The organism is Shewanella sp. GutCb (genome assembly GCF_002836135.1).
GTDB lineage: Bacteria > Pseudomonadota > Gammaproteobacteria > Enterobacterales > Shewanellaceae > Shewanella.
Map to the genome: position 1 here is coordinate 171,020 of NZ_PJBL01000026.1, position 17,172 is coordinate 188,191.

Annotated in this window: 19 protein-coding genes; 9 read left to right on the top strand and 10 right to left on the bottom strand. The window is 42.2% G+C overall.

The window, feature by feature from the left end; genetic code table 11:
• Positions 1-17: 17 nt before the first annotated feature.
• A complete protein-coding gene (gene bamC, locus CXF86_RS16140; RefSeq protein WP_102039503.1) occupies positions 18-1,118 on the bottom strand; it encodes an outer membrane protein assembly factor BamC in 1,101 nt (366 codons plus the stop codon).
• A gap of 6 nt (positions 1,119-1,124) precedes the next feature.
• The gene (gene dapA / locus CXF86_RS16145; RefSeq protein ID WP_101090961.1) at positions 1,125-2,006 is read right to left on the bottom strand and encodes a 4-hydroxy-tetrahydrodipicolinate synthase; all 882 of its coding nucleotides are present in this window, start codon (positions 2,004-2,006) and stop codon (positions 1,125-1,127) included.
• A gap of 239 nt (positions 2,007-2,245) precedes the next feature.
• Between dapA and CXF86_RS16150 the strand changes: the two genes are divergently transcribed.
• The gene (locus CXF86_RS16150; RefSeq protein ID WP_101090962.1) at positions 2,246-2,788 is read left to right on the top strand and encodes a glycine cleavage system transcriptional repressor; all 543 of its coding nucleotides are present in this window, start codon (positions 2,246-2,248) and stop codon (positions 2,786-2,788) included.
• A 12-nt stretch (positions 2,789-2,800) separates the two neighbouring features.
• Positions 2,801-3,268, top strand: a complete 468-nt coding sequence (gene bcp / locus CXF86_RS16155) for a thioredoxin-dependent thiol peroxidase (protein WP_101090963.1) — start codon at positions 2,801-2,803, stop codon at positions 3,266-3,268.
• A gap of 63 nt (positions 3,269-3,331) precedes the next feature.
• Here the strand turns inward: bcp and CXF86_RS16160 are convergent, their stop codons facing one another.
• Complete coding sequence (locus CXF86_RS16160; RefSeq protein ID WP_101090964.1) at positions 3,332-3,958, bottom strand: LysE/ArgO family amino acid transporter; 627 nt, start codon at positions 3,956-3,958, stop codon at positions 3,332-3,334.
• 121 nt (positions 3,959-4,079) lie between these two features.
• Between CXF86_RS16160 and CXF86_RS16165 the strand changes: the two genes are divergently transcribed.
• Entirely contained in the window at positions 4,080-4,982 is a 903-nt protein-coding gene (locus CXF86_RS16165; RefSeq protein ID WP_101090965.1) for a LysR family transcriptional regulator ArgP, read from the top strand.
• Positions 4,983-5,028: 46 nt separating this feature from the next.
• Here the strand turns inward: CXF86_RS16165 and CXF86_RS16170 are convergent, their stop codons facing one another.
• Together CXF86_RS16170 and CXF86_RS16175 are read right to left on the bottom strand one after the other, a co-directional pair.
• Positions 5,029-6,123, bottom strand: a complete 1,095-nt coding sequence (locus CXF86_RS16170; protein ID WP_101090966.1) for an AI-2E family transporter — start codon at positions 6,121-6,123, stop codon at positions 5,029-5,031.
• 94 nt (positions 6,124-6,217) lie between these two features.
• On the bottom strand, positions 6,218-6,433 hold the full coding sequence (locus tag CXF86_RS16175) for a sulfurtransferase TusA family protein (RefSeq protein ID WP_101090967.1): 216 nt from the start codon (positions 6,431-6,433) through the stop codon (positions 6,218-6,220).
• Positions 6,434-6,544: 111 nt separating this feature from the next.
• Here CXF86_RS16175 and CXF86_RS16180 point away from each other — a divergent pair, with 111 nt between their 5' ends.
• From CXF86_RS16180 to CXF86_RS16195, 4 genes are all read left to right on the top strand, one after another.
• A complete protein-coding gene (locus tag CXF86_RS16180; RefSeq protein ID WP_101090968.1) occupies positions 6,545-8,005 on the top strand; it encodes a beta-barrel assembly-enhancing protease in 1,461 nt (486 codons plus the stop codon).
• A 73-nt stretch (positions 8,006-8,078) separates the two neighbouring features.
• Entirely contained in the window at positions 8,079-8,429 is a 351-nt protein-coding gene (gene arsC / locus CXF86_RS16185; protein WP_101091229.1) for an arsenate reductase (glutaredoxin), read from the top strand.
• Positions 8,430-8,441: 12 nt separating this feature from the next.
• The gene (locus tag CXF86_RS16190) at positions 8,442-8,813 is read left to right on the top strand and encodes a DUF2069 domain-containing protein (RefSeq protein ID WP_101090969.1); all 372 of its coding nucleotides are present in this window, start codon (positions 8,442-8,444) and stop codon (positions 8,811-8,813) included.
• Positions 8,814-9,475: 662 nt separating this feature from the next.
• Positions 9,476-9,793: a hypothetical protein gene (locus tag CXF86_RS16195; protein ID WP_102039504.1), complete on the top strand. Its 318-nt coding sequence runs from the start codon at positions 9,476-9,478 to the stop codon at positions 9,791-9,793.
• A gap of 6 nt (positions 9,794-9,799) precedes the next feature.
• On the opposite strand, the gene hda is transcribed toward CXF86_RS16195, so the two are convergent.
• Together hda and CXF86_RS16205 are read right to left on the bottom strand one after the other, a co-directional pair.
• Entirely contained in the window at positions 9,800-10,510 is a 711-nt protein-coding gene (gene hda, locus CXF86_RS16200) for a DnaA inactivator Hda (protein WP_101090972.1), read from the bottom strand.
• 71 nt (positions 10,511-10,581) lie between these two features.
• Positions 10,582-11,694: a DUF2066 domain-containing protein gene (locus CXF86_RS16205; RefSeq protein WP_102039505.1), complete on the bottom strand. Its 1,113-nt coding sequence runs from the start codon at positions 11,692-11,694 to the stop codon at positions 10,582-10,584.
• A gap of 174 nt (positions 11,695-11,868) precedes the next feature.
• On the opposite strand from CXF86_RS16205, the gene CXF86_RS16210 reads away from it, so the two are divergent.
• Entirely contained in the window at positions 11,869-13,122 is a 1,254-nt protein-coding gene (locus CXF86_RS16210; protein ID WP_101090974.1) for a uracil-xanthine permease family protein, read from the top strand.
• Positions 13,123-13,214: 92 nt separating this feature from the next.
• Here CXF86_RS16210 and grxD read toward each other — a convergent pair whose 3' ends face one another.
• A complete protein-coding gene (gene grxD, locus CXF86_RS16215) occupies positions 13,215-13,562 on the bottom strand; it encodes a Grx4 family monothiol glutaredoxin (protein ID WP_101090975.1) in 348 nt (115 codons plus the stop codon).
• A 225-nt stretch (positions 13,563-13,787) separates the two neighbouring features.
• Here grxD and sodB point away from each other — a divergent pair, with 225 nt between their 5' ends.
• Positions 13,788-14,372, top strand: coding sequence for a superoxide dismutase [Fe] (gene sodB / locus CXF86_RS16220; protein ID WP_102039506.1), 585 nt, complete (start codon positions 13,788-13,790; stop codon positions 14,370-14,372).
• 410 nt (positions 14,373-14,782) lie between these two features.
• Here the strand turns inward: sodB and CXF86_RS16225 are convergent, their stop codons facing one another.
• Together CXF86_RS16225 and CXF86_RS16230 are read right to left on the bottom strand one after the other, a co-directional pair.
• Entirely contained in the window at positions 14,783-15,331 is a 549-nt protein-coding gene (locus tag CXF86_RS16225) for a BsuPI-related putative proteinase inhibitor (RefSeq protein ID WP_101090977.1), read from the bottom strand.
• Positions 15,331-17,148 (bottom strand): AsmA family protein, encoded by a 1,818-nt coding sequence (locus CXF86_RS16230; RefSeq protein ID WP_102039507.1) that lies wholly within the window; start codon positions 17,146-17,148, stop codon positions 15,331-15,333. Before CXF86_RS16230 ends, CXF86_RS16225 begins: the two co-directional genes overlap by 1 nt.
• Positions 17,149-17,172: the final 24 nt, after the last annotated feature.

Below are 17,172 nucleotides of genomic sequence, written 5' to 3' on the forward strand. Positions count from 1 at the left end.
TTATGTTCTGTAATGCGTTAACGCACTTTTCGGTCTTCTTCCATTAGCTCGGAGAAGCCTTCGTAAATAGCAATAACAACTTCGCTATCTAATGGCGCATTGTCAGCACCTAATAGATTGATCCGTGTTTTATTATCGTCAGTGTCGTCTTTAAGCTCTATACGGTAAGAACCTTCATCGAGTGTCAGTTTCTTTTCACCCCATAATGAGCTCCAAAAACCTGAGTCATCAGTCACATTGATATATAACAATCCTTTGTTGCTATCCATATCAACGATTTCAAAGCCCATTTCTGGCAATACGATACGCAAACGATCCCACGTACGCTTAAACTTAGCGTCAGCAAGCCAATACGCTTGCTCGTCTTGCTCTGATATCAGATTAACGTCAATACCTAGGCTCTGCTTAAGACGCTTAGCTTTCATTGCTTGAGCACGTTTAACACTCATATAGCTTATCGATTCATTTAGAATGTCGATGGTATAACGACGCTTATCTTCGCCACTGAGCAGAATGTCTTGCTCCTCACCATCATAAGATTCTTCATGTTCGATTAAATCGATGGTGACGCTACCGCTGCGACCGTGTGGTCGAACATCAATATTGTATTTGTAGCGTTGACGTAATAGATAAATTTTATCGCTGCTCCAAAAACTGGATTCGACCACCTCTGAGCGTTCAATCCAATCGGTTTCAAATGTACCCGCTTCATAATCTTCGGCGCGAACTTCAATCGACTGACTGGTGAAATACTCTTCTAGAACATCAAAGATCTCTTTCTTTAGGTCAGAATCATTATCAATCGATTCAACCATAATCTTAATATTGTCATCGCCTTCTTCAACACGTGTACCTGCTGACATAGGTAAAACCTGTAGCGGCGGACGAATGTCTAAGGTACTACCCACTAATGTGGTATCAACTTTAGAACCCACTTCAGGAATATCATATTCCTTGCTGTAGTTAGGTTGATTTAGGCCTTCAGGCATAACTAACTGAGGTGCAGAGGTGAGATCTTGATATTGTTGATCCACGTCATTTGCTTGCCTTCTGTCAATCGGCGTACTGCACGCTGTAACTGCTGCGATCAGTAATAATGGTGATACTTGCTTTAGCATTTATTCTTAAACCTCAATTCGGGCATTTTTCATTGCTTCTAGCAACAGACCATGAAACTCGGTAGAAAGTTCAGTTAAAGGTAAACGAATTTTACCTTGGCTGATAAGTCCCATTCTATGAGCTGCCCATTTTACCGGGATAGGATTCGCTTCACAAAACAGTGCACCGAACAAACATTGAATAGATTCTTCAACTTTTATAGCCTCGGCAGTGTTACCTGCTAATGCAGCATCACACATGGCCTTAAACGCTTTAGGAACAATATTGTTTGCCACCGATATCACACCATTGCCACCTAAAGAAATAAATTCTCGAGCCGTTGCATCATCACCGCTATAGAGTAAAAAGTCATCACCACATAATTTACGCAACTGACTCACTCGAGCTAAATCGCCCGTAGCCTCTTTAACGCCAATGATGTTGCTAACACTCGAGAGCTCTGCAACTGTCTCTGGTAACATATCAACGGCCGTACGACCGGGTACGTTGTATAGGATTTGAGGAACATCAGTGCTTTGTGCAACCGCTTTATAATGTGCAATAAGTCCTTTAGGCGACGGCTTATTATAATAAGGGGTCACGCCAAGCATGGCGGCAACGCCAACACTTGATAGTCCTTTTGTCAGTTCTATTGCTTCTGATGTTGCATTTGCGCCATTTCCACCAATAATTGGAATGCGCCCTGCTGCAAACTTTACAGTTTGTGCAACAACTTGAATATGCTCGTTTGCTGGCAAAGTTGCCGACTCACCTGTTGTGCCAACAGCAACAATTGCATCTGTACCTTGGGCGATATGGTACTCAACTAAATGTTCAAGACTCTTATTATCTACTGTGCCATCACTATTCATTGGTGTGATTAAGGCGACGATGCTTCCGTTTATCATGTGTATTCCCCAAGGGTTCAGGACTGGCTATGGTACTGATGCAAGCCGTTAAAAACAAGCACTACTGAGCAACTGATGCCAGATTCATTATCAACTTGAAATATATTAAATATGCCAGCTTGCATCAACGACAAAGATCGCAAATTAACTTACTTGTGGTAGCATTGTTAACCGCAAAAAAGCACACGTCATAAATTTGCTGTTTTTTTGTTCTACTAATACAAAAAATGAGGTACTTAATGTCCAATCACTTGGTCGTTACTGCAATGGGGGCCGACCGTCCAGGCATTGTGAGTAAATTTGCTCGACTCGCAAGTGAGTGTGACTGTGATATTGTCGACAGTCGAATGGCACTTTTTGGTAATGAGTTTACCTTGATTATGATGCTGTCAGGTTCATGGTCTTCTATCACTAGGATGGAATCTACCCTGCCGAGTTTAAGTGTTGAGCTTGAATTGATGACAGTCATGAAGCGAACATCAAAACATACTACGCAGAATTATATTTCCCGTTTAGAAGTCAACTTTAATGGCCATGACCAACGTGGCACCATGAAGAAGATCACCCAGTTTTTAGCTGACCGCTCGTTAGATTTAGCCGCAGTTAAGTCCCATGCTGACGAAGATGATGCGGGTAAACCATCTCAAAATATCTTATTCACCATTAATGTTCCTGAGAAAGTTGATCTCGAAAAACTCGAAATCAGTATTCACGAGCTTGCCAAAGAGATGTCGTTAGAGTGCACCTTGGAACATATGCAAGGCATTGATAGTTTAGATTAAAGAGGACATTATATGAATACGTTAGCTGCTGGCGATAAAGCGCCGCTGTTTACCTTACAGAATCAAAATAACGAAACAGTTAGCTTGAGCGATGCGTTAAAGTCAGGACCCGTGCTGGTCTACTTTTACCCAAAAGCTTCAACCCCAGGTTGTACCGTGCAAGCTTGTGGCCTACGTGATAGCCAACCTCAGCTTAATGACTTATCGGTCACTGTATTAGGCCTTAGCCCAGATCCAGTTGCAAAGCTTGCTAAGTTTTCAGATAAACAAGCACTCAACTTTTCATTACTTAGTGATGAAGACCACGCCATCGCTGATGCTTTTGGCGTTTGGGGTGAGAAAAAGTTTATGGGTAAGATCTACGATGGCATTCATCGTTTAAGCTTTCTCGTGGGACAAGATGGCAATATTGCTCATGTGTTCAATAAGTTTAAAACTAAAGATCACCATGAAGTTGTGCTAGCGCATTTGGCTCAGTAAGACCTGCTGTTATTAAACAAAAAAAGGAGCCTTTTAGCTCCTTTTTTGTTTTAGCGTTTTTTATTAACTTAGAATGAGTGTTAAATACGGGTAAACAAGTACAAATGCTATGGTCCACATAGTTAAGCAGATAAATCTATCTAGGTAACACCAGGCTTTCGGTTTTTTGAATACTGGGCTTAAGTATCTTGCGCCAATACTCAAGCTAAAAAACCACAAAAATGAGGCCAGTACTGCGCCAGCGCCAAACCACTGCTTTGCACTACCTTCAAACTGCACGCTTATGCTTCCCAGTAACACAACAGTATCAAGATACAGATGCGGATTAAGCAAACTTATCGCAAGGGTGGTTAATACCGCTTTTTTCAAACTATCTGTTGCTTGGTGTTCTTCATCCACCATGTTGTTTTCACTAAAAGAGGATTTCAGAGCGCTATAGCCATAGAACAGCAAAAAAATGGCCCCGCCAAAACTGGCAATATCTTTTATTAGCGGAAAAGCCAAAATGAGATGACCTAAACCTGCCACGCCCGCCGTAATCATTATCGCATCAATCAGTGAACACAAGGCTGCAATAGGCAGTGAATGAGCCTTCTTTAGTCCTTGCTTTAACACGAAAGCATTTTGTGCGCCGACAGCCATAATGAGGCTGCCACCGATTCCCATTCCTTGAATGAAAGCTGTTTGCATGAGTTTACCTTGATAAATATACGATGATTTGAGGCGCAGAATATTCGTCAAAGAAAAATAAGTACAACTAATTTTATTTATGTATCATAAGTAAAACTTATACAGCTATGTTGGATCATCTATGTTTGATTACGCCCACCTAAAAGCCCTGTCGGTTGTAGTATCACGAGGTGGCTTTGATAAGGCAGCAAAGTTGCTGTTTATTAGCCAATCGGCTGTATCGCAACGGATTAAACAACTAGAAGATAAAGTCGGTCAAGCGCTAGTGGTTCGAGCTTCTCCGGTTTATGCCACCGATATGGGTAAACGATTGCTCAGGCATTACGCTCAAGTTCAATTGCTAGAAAGTGAGCTTCGCAGCGAGATGAATGTTGACGACCCGTCCTTACCGACCATCGTCCGTATCGCGGTTAATGCTGATAGCTTAGCGACATGGTTTTTGCCCGCACTCACCGAAGTTTTTAAACGGCATAGTTGGCTATTGGAATTAGTGGTCGATGATGAGGCTTACACACATCATCTATTGAAAAGTGGTGACGCTGTAGGATGTGTGACCACCAGCCAATCACCAATGGCGGGTTGTAGCAGTGAGTTTCTTGGCCACATGGAATATATTTGTGTCGCGACACCCGAGTTTATACACCTTTACTTTAATGACTTAATAGACCAACCCCAATCAATACTATTGGCACCTGCCGTCGTATTTTCCACTAAAGATAAACTGCACGATAAATTTCTTAGCTTCTATTTTGATATTAGCGAATGCAGTAGTCGAGAGCATAAAATCCCCTCTTCGGAAAGTTTCTTAGAGGCAATAAAAATGGGGCTAGGTTATGGATTAGTGGCTCATTTACAGGCAAAACCCTTGCTCGACAGTGGCCAACTTGTAGAAGTATTTCCGGCTAAACGGATGCAAGTGCCGCTCTATTGGCAACATTGGAACATTAAAGCGAAGCAAACAACGATTGTTTATCGTTCATTAGCCGCGACCGCTCGTCATCTGCTGATCAATCCTAGTGAATAAAAAAAGGGGCATTAAGCCCCTTTCAATTGACCTAAGTACTCAAGGATTATTTTACTTCAGGCAATGATTCATCGCTATTGGTCAGTAGTGGTTCATGCACTGGCCACGCGTTAATCACTGCTTTGACCAGTGATGCCAGCGGGATTGCAAAAAAGACGCCCCACACTCCCCACATCCCGCCAAATACCAGTACCGCTGCAATGATAAATACAGGATGTAAATCCACCGCGTCAGAAAATAATAGCGGCACTAGTACATTACCGTCTAAGGCTTGGATTATTCCATAACCAATCATGAGATAACCAAATTCAGAGCTTATACCCCACTGGAAAAAAGCCACCAATGCGATAGGTAAAGTCACCAGTGTTGCCCCAACATAAGGGATAAGCACTGACAAGCCAGTGAGCACGCCCAACAACGCTGCATATCTCAGATCCATAACGGCAAAAAAGGCATAGCTCACAACACCAATGATCACGATTTCGATCACTTTACCGCGAATATAATTAAAAATTTGTTGATGCATCTCATTCCAAACCTTACGCGCTAAATCTCGGTTTGAAGGAAAAAACCGTTTGCTACCGCGGATCAGTTGATCTTTATCTTTCAAAAAGAAAAACACCAATAATGGCACCAAAATCACATAAACCATAAGTACTAAGAGCGATGCTGAGTAACCTAACAACTGCTTACCAATATCTAACAGGTGTTGGGTATCTAGCATTTTTTTCAGCTCTCCAACCATGGTATCTAACTGCGTCGGATTGACAAATTGTGGGTACTGATTAATGTATTGCTGCGCTGTCTGCAGCCCTTTATCAATCATATTAGGCAGATCACCAATTAAACTGACACCTTGACGCCAAAGGCTTGGGATCAAGCCAAAACTTATCAGCAACATTAAACCGATAAACAAAATTAATACCAGCGATGCTGCGGGTGTGCGGTTGATCCCAATCCGCGCCATTTGAGCAACCGGCCATTCCAACAAAAATGCCAGGACTAGCGCGACGAGTAAAGGCGCGAGTAGGCCACCAGCAACATAAATAGCTAGCGCGATGCCAACAAGAATAAAGACTAAAGTCACGGCTTGTGGATCACTAAAACGTTCTTTATACCAACGGCTCAAAATGGTTAACATTTATATTCCCTAATCCAGCAAAAATACACACGGTACTGTTGCCGCTAAAAATGATGTTTTACACTTACAGATGTAAAACAGTTTAAAAGTCACTTTACTTAGTGATCTCAAGTGCCAAAATACACTCATCGTGTTTGAAAGTTTGGTGATGATAACCGACTTTTTTTAAAAAGCGGGGAACATCTTGCTTAGACCCAGGGTCTGATAACAATACCCTTAATTTTTGTCCCGGGTTAAGCTGCTTTAAAGCCAGTTTAACTTTGACTAATGGCAACGGACAGCGAAAAGCAGTTAAATCAATAATAATCATAATGAACTTGCTATAAACAATCTAAGGCTATTATCCTAATAAGCAGCGCAAACCACAAGTATGCATTGTGGCCTTACAACAAGAAAAGCATAGCCCAAATTAAGGATCCGCTTGAGTAAATTAACTTTTTCGAAATCAGTTATTGCAGGGACGTTGGCATTTATCTTAAGTACCACTACAGCGGTTACCTACGCTAACAACGATCTGCCTGATTTAGGTACTGCCGCAGTGAACACCTTCAGTTTAGAGAAAGAAACTGTATATGGTGATGCGTACATGCGTGTTATCAGGGCTTCAGCCCCAATGCTCAATGATCCCGTGCTTAACCAGTACCTAACAGAACTGGGCAATAAGCTGGTAGCGCATGCAAGTGGGGTGAAAACACCTTTCTATTTTTTCTTACTGCGTAATGATGAAATTAATGCTTTTGCCTTTTTTGGTGGCCATGTTGGCGTACATACTGGTTTGTTTCTCAATGCAGATACCGAAAGCGAACTTGCTTCAGTGCTTGGCCACGAAATAACTCACGTTACACAGCGTCACTTAGCGCGCTCGCTTGAAGCTCAGGATAAAAGCTCTACTGCCACTATAGTGGGGATGTTAGGGGCGATATTATTAACCATAGCCTCACCTCAAGCGGGTATGGCAGCCCTTGCAACGACCCAAGCGTTAGCTACTCAAGCAAAAATTAACTTCACTCGTTTACACGAAAAAGAAGCTGACAGAATCGGCATGCAGATTTTAGTTGATGCCGGTTTTGATCCCAATGGCGCTGCCAATTTCTTTGGTAAACTTGCAACCCGCTATCGATTCACCACCAAGCCACCACAAATGTTACTGACTCACCCTTTACCAGAATCACGGATTTCAGAAGCCAGAATTAGAGCACAGCAATACCCGTTAAGACATATCCCAGATAATTTGAACTTTCAGCTAGCAAAGGCACGAATTCAAGTTCGATTCTCTGGTTACAGTGAAGCAGCAGTGCTATCGATATTCGAAAAACAGTTAAAACATAACCGTTATAGTTTTAAAAGTGCGGCTGAATATGGCAAAGCACTCGCACTCTTTAGAATGGATAAATTTGACGAATCGGAAGAGATGATTGACGAATTGTTAAAAAGTGCCCCGAACAATTTGTTTTTCATTGATACGAAAACCGATCTATTGACTCAAAAAGGTGATTTTAAAGGCGCTATAGCGTTACTGCTTAAAGAGCAACAAATAAAACCAACCTCCAATGTGGTTAATACCAACTTAGCCAATGTTTACATAGAAGATGACCAAACCGAAAAGGCGATCCCATTACTCGAAGATCTTATCTTTCTTGACAAGCAAGATCAGCTTGCCTATTTACTCTTGTATCAGGCTTATAGAAAGAACGGCAACAAGGCGATGGAACATTATGTTAAAGCAGAATCTTTAGCGCTAGCCGCCGATTATAAAACAGCAATCGATCAACTGAACTTTGCCTATAAACAATCCAAAGATAATCCATTGCAGCTTGCGCGAATTGAAGCCAGAATAAGACAATTTAGACAAGCAGACAGAGCAATGGAAGCCTTGCAGTAACTACTGTTTATTGTGACTCACATCACTAATTACAGTATGATGTCGGCAATTTTAAAATAAGAATAAAATGACTATGACAAGTGTAAGCATTATCCACAATCCTAGGTGCTCAAAAAGCAGACAGACGCTGGCTTTATTAGAAGAGCAAGGCTGTGATATTCAAGTCATTGAATATTTGAAAACACCTCTCTCGGCAGATGAAATCACCAGCGTACAAACCAAGCTTGGCGTACGTCCTAGACAAATGATGCGAGTAAAAGAGGATGAATACAAACAGCAAAATTTATCTGACGAAAGTTTAACAGATGCGCAGCTAATTCAAGCGATGGTCGACACTCCCAAGTTAATTGAACGACCCATTGTATTAGCCAACAATAAAGCGGCTATTGGTCGTCCCCCTGAAAATGTATTAGCAATTTTATAAGCGAGCACGCAAATGGAGTCATCCACCCTCTTTACACTTTGCCGCGCTGGATATGTCATTTTAGTTATATTGCTTGGCAGCTGGTTTATTCAACAAGGTATGTCAGGCGAATATTCAATGTTATTTAGTCTGCTATGGTTAGTGCCGTTGCTACTCCCTCTGAAAGGGATCTTGACGGGCAAGCCATACACCTACGCTTGGGCAAGTTTTATACTTTGTTTATATATGCTTCACGCCCTAACCTTACTTTATGTTACAGATACCAGTTTTATGTTTGCTCTGACTGAATCTCTCCTTATCGGCGCACTGTTAATTGGTTTTCCTTTTTACGCTAGAATTCGTGGTCGCGAATTAGGCCTTGGTCTTAAAAAGAAGAAAAAATAACACGTATCCCTAAAGGCTGGTTTGCTCCAGCCTTAACTCTTTACTTCATTTTAAAGCCTTTTCAAGGCTCACCATAGCAACAACTATCAGTCAACTCTGAGCCAAAAAACTCTACGAAAAATGCCTACCGCGTCCATTACGCTTTTCAATCGGCACCAGAATCCGGCGCAACATATCATTAAAGTCTAACCATAGCCCAATATTGGATTTTACGGCGTAAACCAGTGGCATCTATCAATTTGAACTAACAATACTAGGACAAAGCAACTCGCACACGCGAATGACTTTTTCCCTCGCAGAATTCATTCAAACCTTCAAGGGCCAACACTGCTAGACGATTATCAACTGCGAGATAATCAGCAACAGCTCATCGCTGATCAATTATCAGCCATATATCCGTTAAGCCGCGAGATAATGGCGAACCTCGCCGATGTGAGTTTCAGAGCTAAAACTGCCGATAATACCCAAAAGGCCTATCGCCCAAGTGGTATAACATGCTTTTTCTAGACCGATACCGCACTTGATTACTATGCATATTCAACGCGTAGGGAAGATGCTGCGATGTTATTTGAAGAGCATGATGAATTATTGACTTTCAATACTACGAGACGTTGCAGTGACTGACGGGCCTGAAGTGACCACAGCGAAAGCATTAGTGCTGATTGAGGGCAAGAGGGAGAGTCGGTGATAATGCCCTGCTGTCACGCGCTGCATTCGTTATTGGGCAAATATTGCCAGAACTCGATAGTGTTGGCTTGGTGAGTCGCTTACTGCGGCCAAATCTCACTGTTCAAGGAGATAGCGGCTCTGAAAATTTAACGATTTCAGAAGCGATATCTAATTCAACCAATCGCGTATCACGCCGAGTTGAAGTGGCAATCGACACCTCTTACGCGAAGAGTCGCTCAGTAGATGCAGTCCAAGTTGCAAAAAGCCCAGCAAACGCTGGGCTTTTTATCTTTAATATTTTGACTCAATGACAACGATTAAAGTCGTAGCATCTCTTTTATAAAAGGAATGGTCAGTTTACGTTGGTGAACCAATGATGCTTTATCCAGACGGTCTAACACATCAAACAAGGTTCTTAAGTCTCTGGCTAATCGATTCAGCAAAAAACGACCAACATCGTCAGTCAGCTGTAACCCGCGCATCGCGGCGCGGCGCTGCAGCGCTGCAAGCTTTTCATCATCAGCCATAGGCTGTAGTTGGTAGTTAAGACCCCACTGCATACGTGAGATGAGATCGGGTAACGAAAATCCGGTATCTCCCGGTGAAACACTGGCACTTAATACCAATGAACAGGTTTTTTGTTCGGATATTCGATTGTAAAGATCGAAAATAGCTTCTTCCCAAACGGGATGGCCTGCGATGGCATTGACATCATCAATACAGACTAAATCAATCTTTTCCAAACCTTCTAACAATGCAGGAGAGATACTGGCATGGATCCCTAATGGGATATAAAAGCTACTGCGTCCGAGCTCGTTAGCATGGGCACACGCTGCATGCATTAAATGAGTGCGACCAGACTTCTCTGGGCCCCAGATAAAAACAGCACCTTCAGCGAACCCTTCGGCGCAGGCTTGCAAACTCTGTATGAGTTGATCATTTCCAGCAGCTGGATAATAACTGTTAAAGGTTTCATCATCTGGTAGATGAACGGGTAATGATAATTGTAACGGTGAGTTTGATTTCACTCAGGAGTATCTCGACAACGCAGTATTCAGTTTAGGTGCACATGCTACCATGTGCACCTCCTAATTGGGAGCTATTGACCTTTCCAATAGTAGATCTGTGTCTGTTTCTCGACCTTGGTCATTGTTTCAAAGCTTGCATATTCGACTTCATCAGCAGTAATACTGCTGATGACTTCAATTCGCGGATCTAGCTTCATCAGGCGATGTAGGTCATCTTCATTACCAAATAGTGCGACGTTAAATTCAACGGTCATGCCTTCAATACGCGCAACGCTTACTGTTTTGATCGCGCTTAACTGATTAAGGTATTTTTCTATTTCAACCAACTGCTTCATTTGACTGACATCGGTAAACGCAACTTTAGCGGTCAACTTTTCACCTGAATCAGCGATCGCATATTGGCCCACATAATACTCACTCGCCGCTGCCGTTATCGCCGTTACAGCCTGTTCTACCGTCGAGACTTCACCATTAGCACTGATTAAGGGGGTGAGTTGACTCGCGTCATCAGCACGCTCTCTTGGATAAAGTGCCATTTGGTAACGTAATACAGCCCCTTGCGGTTCTATGGTCGCCATAATGAAATAGTTTGATTGATACCTTAATGACGCGTTGGCGACATTATCAGTAAACTGACCACGAATATCGTTAACACCCACCTGCATCGCATCATCTAAGTCCATTAAAGGGAACACTAAAGGCACACCACGATTAGCCGACTGTGTATTAAACGCATCACGAGTTGTCGACGAAGAGGCATCACTTAGAATACTTTTATCATCTTCTACATCTTCAACAAGCCACACTAAGGTTAATGGACGTTGCCTTCCCCAAACAGGCAAACCAGCTTGGCGTAATAGACTAATTAAACGTTTATGGTCGAAGTTAACTTGGATGAATAACTCACCGTCTAACTCTTGATACCCGTACTGGGTCATCAATGAACTGGCACTCGCTAACTGCTTAACAACATCTGGATGAGATAAAGCACTCCGGGTACCTGTATTTTTAAGCACAACTTCCTTGAAAGCCTGTTTAATCGCTTGGCTTCTCAAATTATTGGCTCTTGATTCAACAGCCACAAGGCTTTCATCAAGCTTACTCACTTCAGCGGCGGTAACAAGGGCAGGAATACTCGCGAATAGCGCAAATATCATCAAGTAACGACAAATAGATCTCAGCATACTTAGGCTTCAAAAACGACACGATTATGCAAATTGTACCACAGTGGCTGAGATTAGGAATTTTTATCAACAAGGCTTTATTGTAATAAGATCAGTATAGTTTGAGCTAAATCGCTTTATATTTTGCTGCATAAAGATATGATTGATAAGTTTATTTAAAATCAGAGAATAATAATGAAAAACCTTACACTGCCTTTGCAGGGGGCACAAATGTTGTTTGTCGCCTTTGGTGCGCTAGTATTGATGCCTTTATTGACAGGCTTAGATACCAATGTTGCATTATTTACTGCGGGGATCGGCACCTTAATCTTTCAATTAATTACCAAACGTCAAATTCCGATCTTCTTAGCATCTTCTTTCGCCTTTATTGCGCCCATTATGTATGGAGTACAAACATGGGGGATCCCTTCAACCATGGGTGGACTGATGGCCGCCGGCATGGTGTATGTATTATTAGCCACCGTTGTCAAAGTACGCGGCCCAGGCTTTATTAAACGTTTATTACCTCCAGTCGTTGTTGGTCCGGTGATTATCGTTATCGGATTGGGCTTAGCTCCTGTAGCGGTCAATATGGCCATCGGAAAAACGGGCGATGGTAGCTTAGTATTAATAGAGCAAAATACGGCGTTAATCATCTCTTTGGCCTCTTTGTTTACCACCATCGCGGTGGCAATATTTGCTAAAGGCATGTTAAAGCTAATGCCCATTTTGGCAGGTATCTCTGTTGGCTATGGCTTAAGTTTGGCATTTGGTATCGTAGATTTCTCAGCCGTGACCAACGCGAGCTGGATTGCCATGCCTAACTTTGTGGCTCCAGAATTTAACTGGCATGCGATCCTCTTTATGATCCCGGTAGCGATTGCACCAGCGGTAGAGCACATTGGTGATATTCTGGCGATATCCAACGTCACAGGAAAAGATTTTATCAAGAAACCAGGCCTACACAGAACACTCGCGGGTGATGGTTTTGCGACCATAGCCTCTTCTGCATTCGGTGGCCCACCAAACACCACCTATTCTGAAGTGACTGGCGCTGTAACCCTAACGAAAGCCTTTAATCCCGTGATCATGACATGGACTGCCATTACCGCCATTACTCTGGCCTTTGTCGGTAAATTGGGCGCCTTGATGCAAACTATCCCTGTCCCTGTGATGGGCGGTATTATGTGCTTACTATTCGGCTCAATCGCAGCAGTAGGGCTTAATTCTCTAATCAAAAATAACGTTGATATGAATGAACCGCGTAACTTAAGTATTGTAGGTGTGACCTTGGTTTTTGGTATTGGGGGGATGGCCTTTGGTATCGGTTCATTTAGCCTTACTGGGATCAGTTTATGCGGTATCGTAGCGATATTAATGAATCTTGTGCTTCCTGATAATGCAGCAGCACATAGCAAAATCATCAGTGAAGAGATTGACCAGATTTAGGTCACTGAGTTTACATTCTTCATAAAAACCCCATCAATAAAAAAGCCCTGAATATCTAAAATATTCAGGGCTTTTCTTTAACAAACTGAAGATTAGCTACTCGCTTGCTCATCTTCCGTTTTATGTTTTGCAGCCGTTTCCTTGATAAGGGTCTGTAACTCGCCCTTTTGGAACATTTCAGTAAGGATATCGCACCCACCGATCAGCTCGCCTTCGATCCACAATTGTGGAAAAGTCGGCCAGTTAGCGTATTTAGGCAGCTCGCTACGAATATCTGGGTGCAGAAGAATATCAACGAAAGCAAATTGCGCTTCACAATTAATCATGATCTGCGCGACTTGAGAAGAAAAACCACAGCTCGGTAACTTTGGTGAGCCTTTCATGTAAACGATAATTGGATTCTCAGCTATTTGCTGCTTGATTTTCTCAACTGTTTCCATTTTTATTTCCTGAGTTATACAACATTGCAATTTAGCTATTGTACGCCAGTATAGTACAGAACAAAAACCTACTTTTAGTAAGGACAATTGCTAATAGATATAATCGATTGAGGTAATCGACCAATTCGAATAAACAATGATACACTTCACAAGTTTATTAGGTAAAATGTCTCGCAGTGAGCAAGAACGCATAAAACAACAATCTAGAGTTAACGGAGAAAACTAATGGCTTTCGAATTACCAGCATTACCTTACGCAAAAAACGCACTTGAGCCGCATATCTCAGAAGAAACAATCAACTACCATTACGGTAAGCATCACAACACTTACGTTGTAAAGCTTAACGGCCTAGTTGAAGGAACTGACCTTGCACAGAAGAGCCTAGAAGAGATCATCAAGACCTCTACTGGTGGTATCTTCAACAACGCAGCTCAAATCTGGAATCACACTTTTTACTGGAACTGCCTATCACCAAATGGTGGCGGAGAAGCAACTGGACCAGTAGCTGACGCTATTGTTGCAGCTTTTGGTTCTTTTGAAGCATTTAAAGCACAGTTTACAGATTCTGCAGTTAACAACTTCGGTAGCGCTTGGACTTGGTTAGTGAAGAAAGCTGATGGTACTGTTGCAATCGTTAATACTAGCAATGCAGCGACTCCACTAACTGATGAAACTGTTACGCCAATCATGACTGTTGATGTTTGGGAACATGCTTATTATATCGATTACCGCAATGTTCGCCCTGACTACATGGCTCACTTCTGGCAACTAGTTAACTGGGAATTTGTTAACGCAAACTTCGCTGGTTAATAGCAAGTCTCTTTCAACGCAAATACTGTTGAAAATGGACTAAATACAAAATCCGAGCTCTTTCAGAGGTCGGATTTTTTTATACCTGCCTATGGTCCCCACTGACCTTAATCGTGCACTTTTTACTGTGCTAAATTATAGCGGCAGCTTATAAGTGCGAATGATGAAACCTAACTATACAAGCAACTTGAAGGTATACCTCGACTTATAACCGTGATTTAAAACCAGTCTTCAAGTGTCGTTAGGCTGACAATGTTAGTGAACTACATTCAATAAAAACTGCGTTTACTGACGTCATAAAACGAATGGATAGCCACTAAGGCGCTAAAACAAAAATGCCGATAAGCAAAGCGTATCGGCATTTATATTCAGGGCAAATGATTCAATCGCCCCCTTTAACTTTACTTACGTTAAAACTTATACAGTACTGGTGCCATTGCAGGCGTTGTAGATTCAGTTGCTCGCCCTGAAAATATTGCCTGTAAGTAATAACCCTTTTCTATAGCGGATGCCATATCAGCAGTAATGCTAAATTTTACGTTTTGCGTTTTACCCGCTGCCATCACTGTTTCACGTAATGCTTGAGTAAACATCATCTCATTAGACCAAGCCCATACTTTTTTGCCTGCTGAATTAAACAGCCATAGGTCAGCAGTCATTCCTGAACGAAACATCAGTGGTACACCATGTGATTGATTATTGGTATATTGCAAGGTTACTTTCATTGCACTACCTGCAACACGATCTACAATCAGCTTGCCATCAAACAAGCTTTTGGCGATAAGCTTAGCCTTCATATCATCACTCTTATCGATTGGAGTAATAATCGCTGGCGACACCTTTGCATTACTCGATGCTTTTGTCATCTCTGCGACCTCTACCGAACTGTGACTCGTCGCGCCCTGTGAGCACCCCAAAGCACTTAATACCACTAAACCTAATCCTGCTTTATGTAACATCAAAATCCTCCGAATTTTTTAAATAAGCTGTCTTTCAGCTTATTGGTTTCATCTTTTAGCTTTGAATCAAACAAGGCTTTAGTATCTAACGAAAATTTAGGCTCTGACATTGTCCCGCTTATTGCAAATGGGATCTCAACACCGTATAGCGCATCGCGTTCATTGCCTCCTTGCCCTTCCAGCGAGCCAACGACCGACGTGGTCAACCTGTAATCTAACGCTTCGTTGATGACATTAGCGGTCCCCGCTCCCGTAAGTCGTATGAGAGGGGACGCCATATGAAGGTCTGGATTTGAGACAAGCCCTTTGGCGACCTTAAAGGACCCAGTCATACTGGTGAAGTCAGTCTTTTGTTCTGTTGAGTCACTTGGTGACATATCACCGCCAAGTTTGGCTTTTGCATCGCGGATCATTTGTGGAATATTTACGCCATGAATAGCACCATCGGCAATTTCAAATTTTCCATTTGCAAGCAAGTTCTTTTTCAAATTATCAGGGAGCAAACTCTTGCCTTTACCTGCAACATTAAAGTTAGCCGTACCATCGAGCATATCAATTTCAGCAGCATCCACTAATAATGCACGAATATCGACACCGCTCAAGCGTTTGTCAAATTGATACTGTGCCACTTTATTTCGGCCATCGAGTTTTGCCGACGCCTTTATCGTTCCACCATATAAATCGGCAGATAACTGGCTGATATTGGCAACACCTTGCTTCATGACCATTTTAAATACCCAGTTTTGAGTTTTTAAATTGGCTACTTTTACTGATTTAACATTAACGTTGATATCTAAGTTAACTGTTTTCATTGCCGTTAAATCTGGTTCCACGGCAGCCGTATTAGATGGACTGGTCTGTTTTTGAGTTGCAGCACCCTCCTCTTGTTTTGGCAATAAACGATCTATATCAATATCTCCAATATCAAGCTTGGCAACGACAGAGGGGACTTTCGCCCCATAGGCAATATCGACTTTACCAGATGCATTAATATCAGCGGCACTGAAACTGGCTAACACTAAGCTCATTGTTTGCTTATCTAACGCCATTTCAAGCGACGTATTGATGTCAGCTTTTAAGGAGCCATTTGGAATACTGTTACCGGTAATGAGGTTTGTCACCACAAAATCGTTAATCGTCACATGTTGTAGATCTTGGGAAACTCTAATTTGGCCTTCACCACTGCTGTCTAGATTAAGATCGGGTAATGACGCGGATAACTCATATTGTAATGTCGCAAACTGATCTAGCTGAAAGCGCCCTAGCGTTAATGACTTGAGTGACAACACTTGTGTCGCGTTTGTTTGATGGTCAAAATTACTGATTTTGGTATTGGTGATTGAAATGCCACCAATATCTAATTTTGATAAGGTTGCACTTGATGTCGCACCGTCACTGGATTGTGGTTGAGCGCTATCGCTAGCCTGCCCAGTAAGCCCGTCAAAACTGGTTCTACCGTCTTTTTGAGTTTCTAACGCCAATGTCAATCCATCTAAGTTTAGCTGGGAGATCTCTACCTCTTTCTTTAGCAAAGGCATTAACGCCACTTCAGCGACGACTTCATTGATTGAAACCATGGCTGCATTTTCAAACCCTGCTGGATTTGAAAGTGTGATCCCCCCGAGCTTGATCCCTAAACTAGGAAAGAAGGTCCACGATAGATCACTGCTTATTGCCAAATTACGACCTGTTTTATCTTTAACCACATCGACAATTTGAGGTTTAAAATCATTTGGGTCAAAAATTAAGGTGATATATAACACCAACGCTGCAACTAAACCTAAGATTGCTACAAAAAACCATTTTAAAAATTTCATGACAGATTCCATCTGAATAATAAA

Coding starts and splice junctions, on each gene's coding strand:
- CXF86_RS16150 (WP_101090962.1), top strand. CDS start 2,246: ATGTCCAATCACTTGGTCGTTACTGCAATGGGGGCCGACCGTCCAGGC.
- CXF86_RS16160 (WP_101090964.1), bottom strand. CDS start 3,958: ATGCAAACAGCTTTCATTCAAGGAATGGGAATCGGTGGCAGCCTCATT.
- CXF86_RS16190 (WP_101090969.1), top strand. CDS start 8,442: ATGGAGTCATCCACCCTCTTTACACTTTGCCGCGCTGGATATGTCATT.
- dapA (WP_101090961.1), bottom strand. CDS start 2,006: ATGATAAACGGAAGCATCGTCGCCTTAATCACACCAATGAATAGTGAT.
- CXF86_RS16205 (WP_102039505.1), bottom strand. CDS start 11,694: ATGCTGAGATCTATTTGTCGTTACTTGATGATATTTGCGCTATTCGCG.
- bamC (WP_102039503.1), bottom strand. CDS start 1,118: ATGCTAAAGCAAGTATCACCATTATTACTGATCGCAGCAGTTACAGCG.
- CXF86_RS16210 (WP_101090974.1), top strand. CDS start 11,869: ATGAAAAACCTTACACTGCCTTTGCAGGGGGCACAAATGTTGTTTGTC.
- arsC (WP_101091229.1), top strand. CDS start 8,079: ATGACAAGTGTAAGCATTATCCACAATCCTAGGTGCTCAAAAAGCAGA.
- CXF86_RS16170 (WP_101090966.1), bottom strand. CDS start 6,123: ATGTTAACCATTTTGAGCCGTTGGTATAAAGAACGTTTTAGTGATCCA.
- CXF86_RS16230 (WP_102039507.1), bottom strand. CDS start 17,148: ATGAAATTTTTAAAATGGTTTTTTGTAGCAATCTTAGGTTTAGTTGCA.
- grxD (WP_101090975.1), bottom strand. CDS start 13,562: ATGGAAACAGTTGAGAAAATCAAGCAGCAAATAGCTGAGAATCCAATT.
- CXF86_RS16175 (WP_101090967.1), bottom strand. CDS start 6,433: ATGATTATTATTGATTTAACTGCTTTTCGCTGTCCGTTGCCATTAGTC.
- CXF86_RS16165 (WP_101090965.1), top strand. CDS start 4,080: ATGTTTGATTACGCCCACCTAAAAGCCCTGTCGGTTGTAGTATCACGA.
- CXF86_RS16225 (WP_101090977.1), bottom strand. CDS start 15,331: ATGTTACATAAAGCAGGATTAGGTTTAGTGGTATTAAGTGCTTTGGGG.
- bcp (WP_101090963.1), top strand. CDS start 2,801: ATGAATACGTTAGCTGCTGGCGATAAAGCGCCGCTGTTTACCTTACAG.
- sodB (WP_102039506.1), top strand. CDS start 13,788: ATGGCTTTCGAATTACCAGCATTACCTTACGCAAAAAACGCACTTGAG.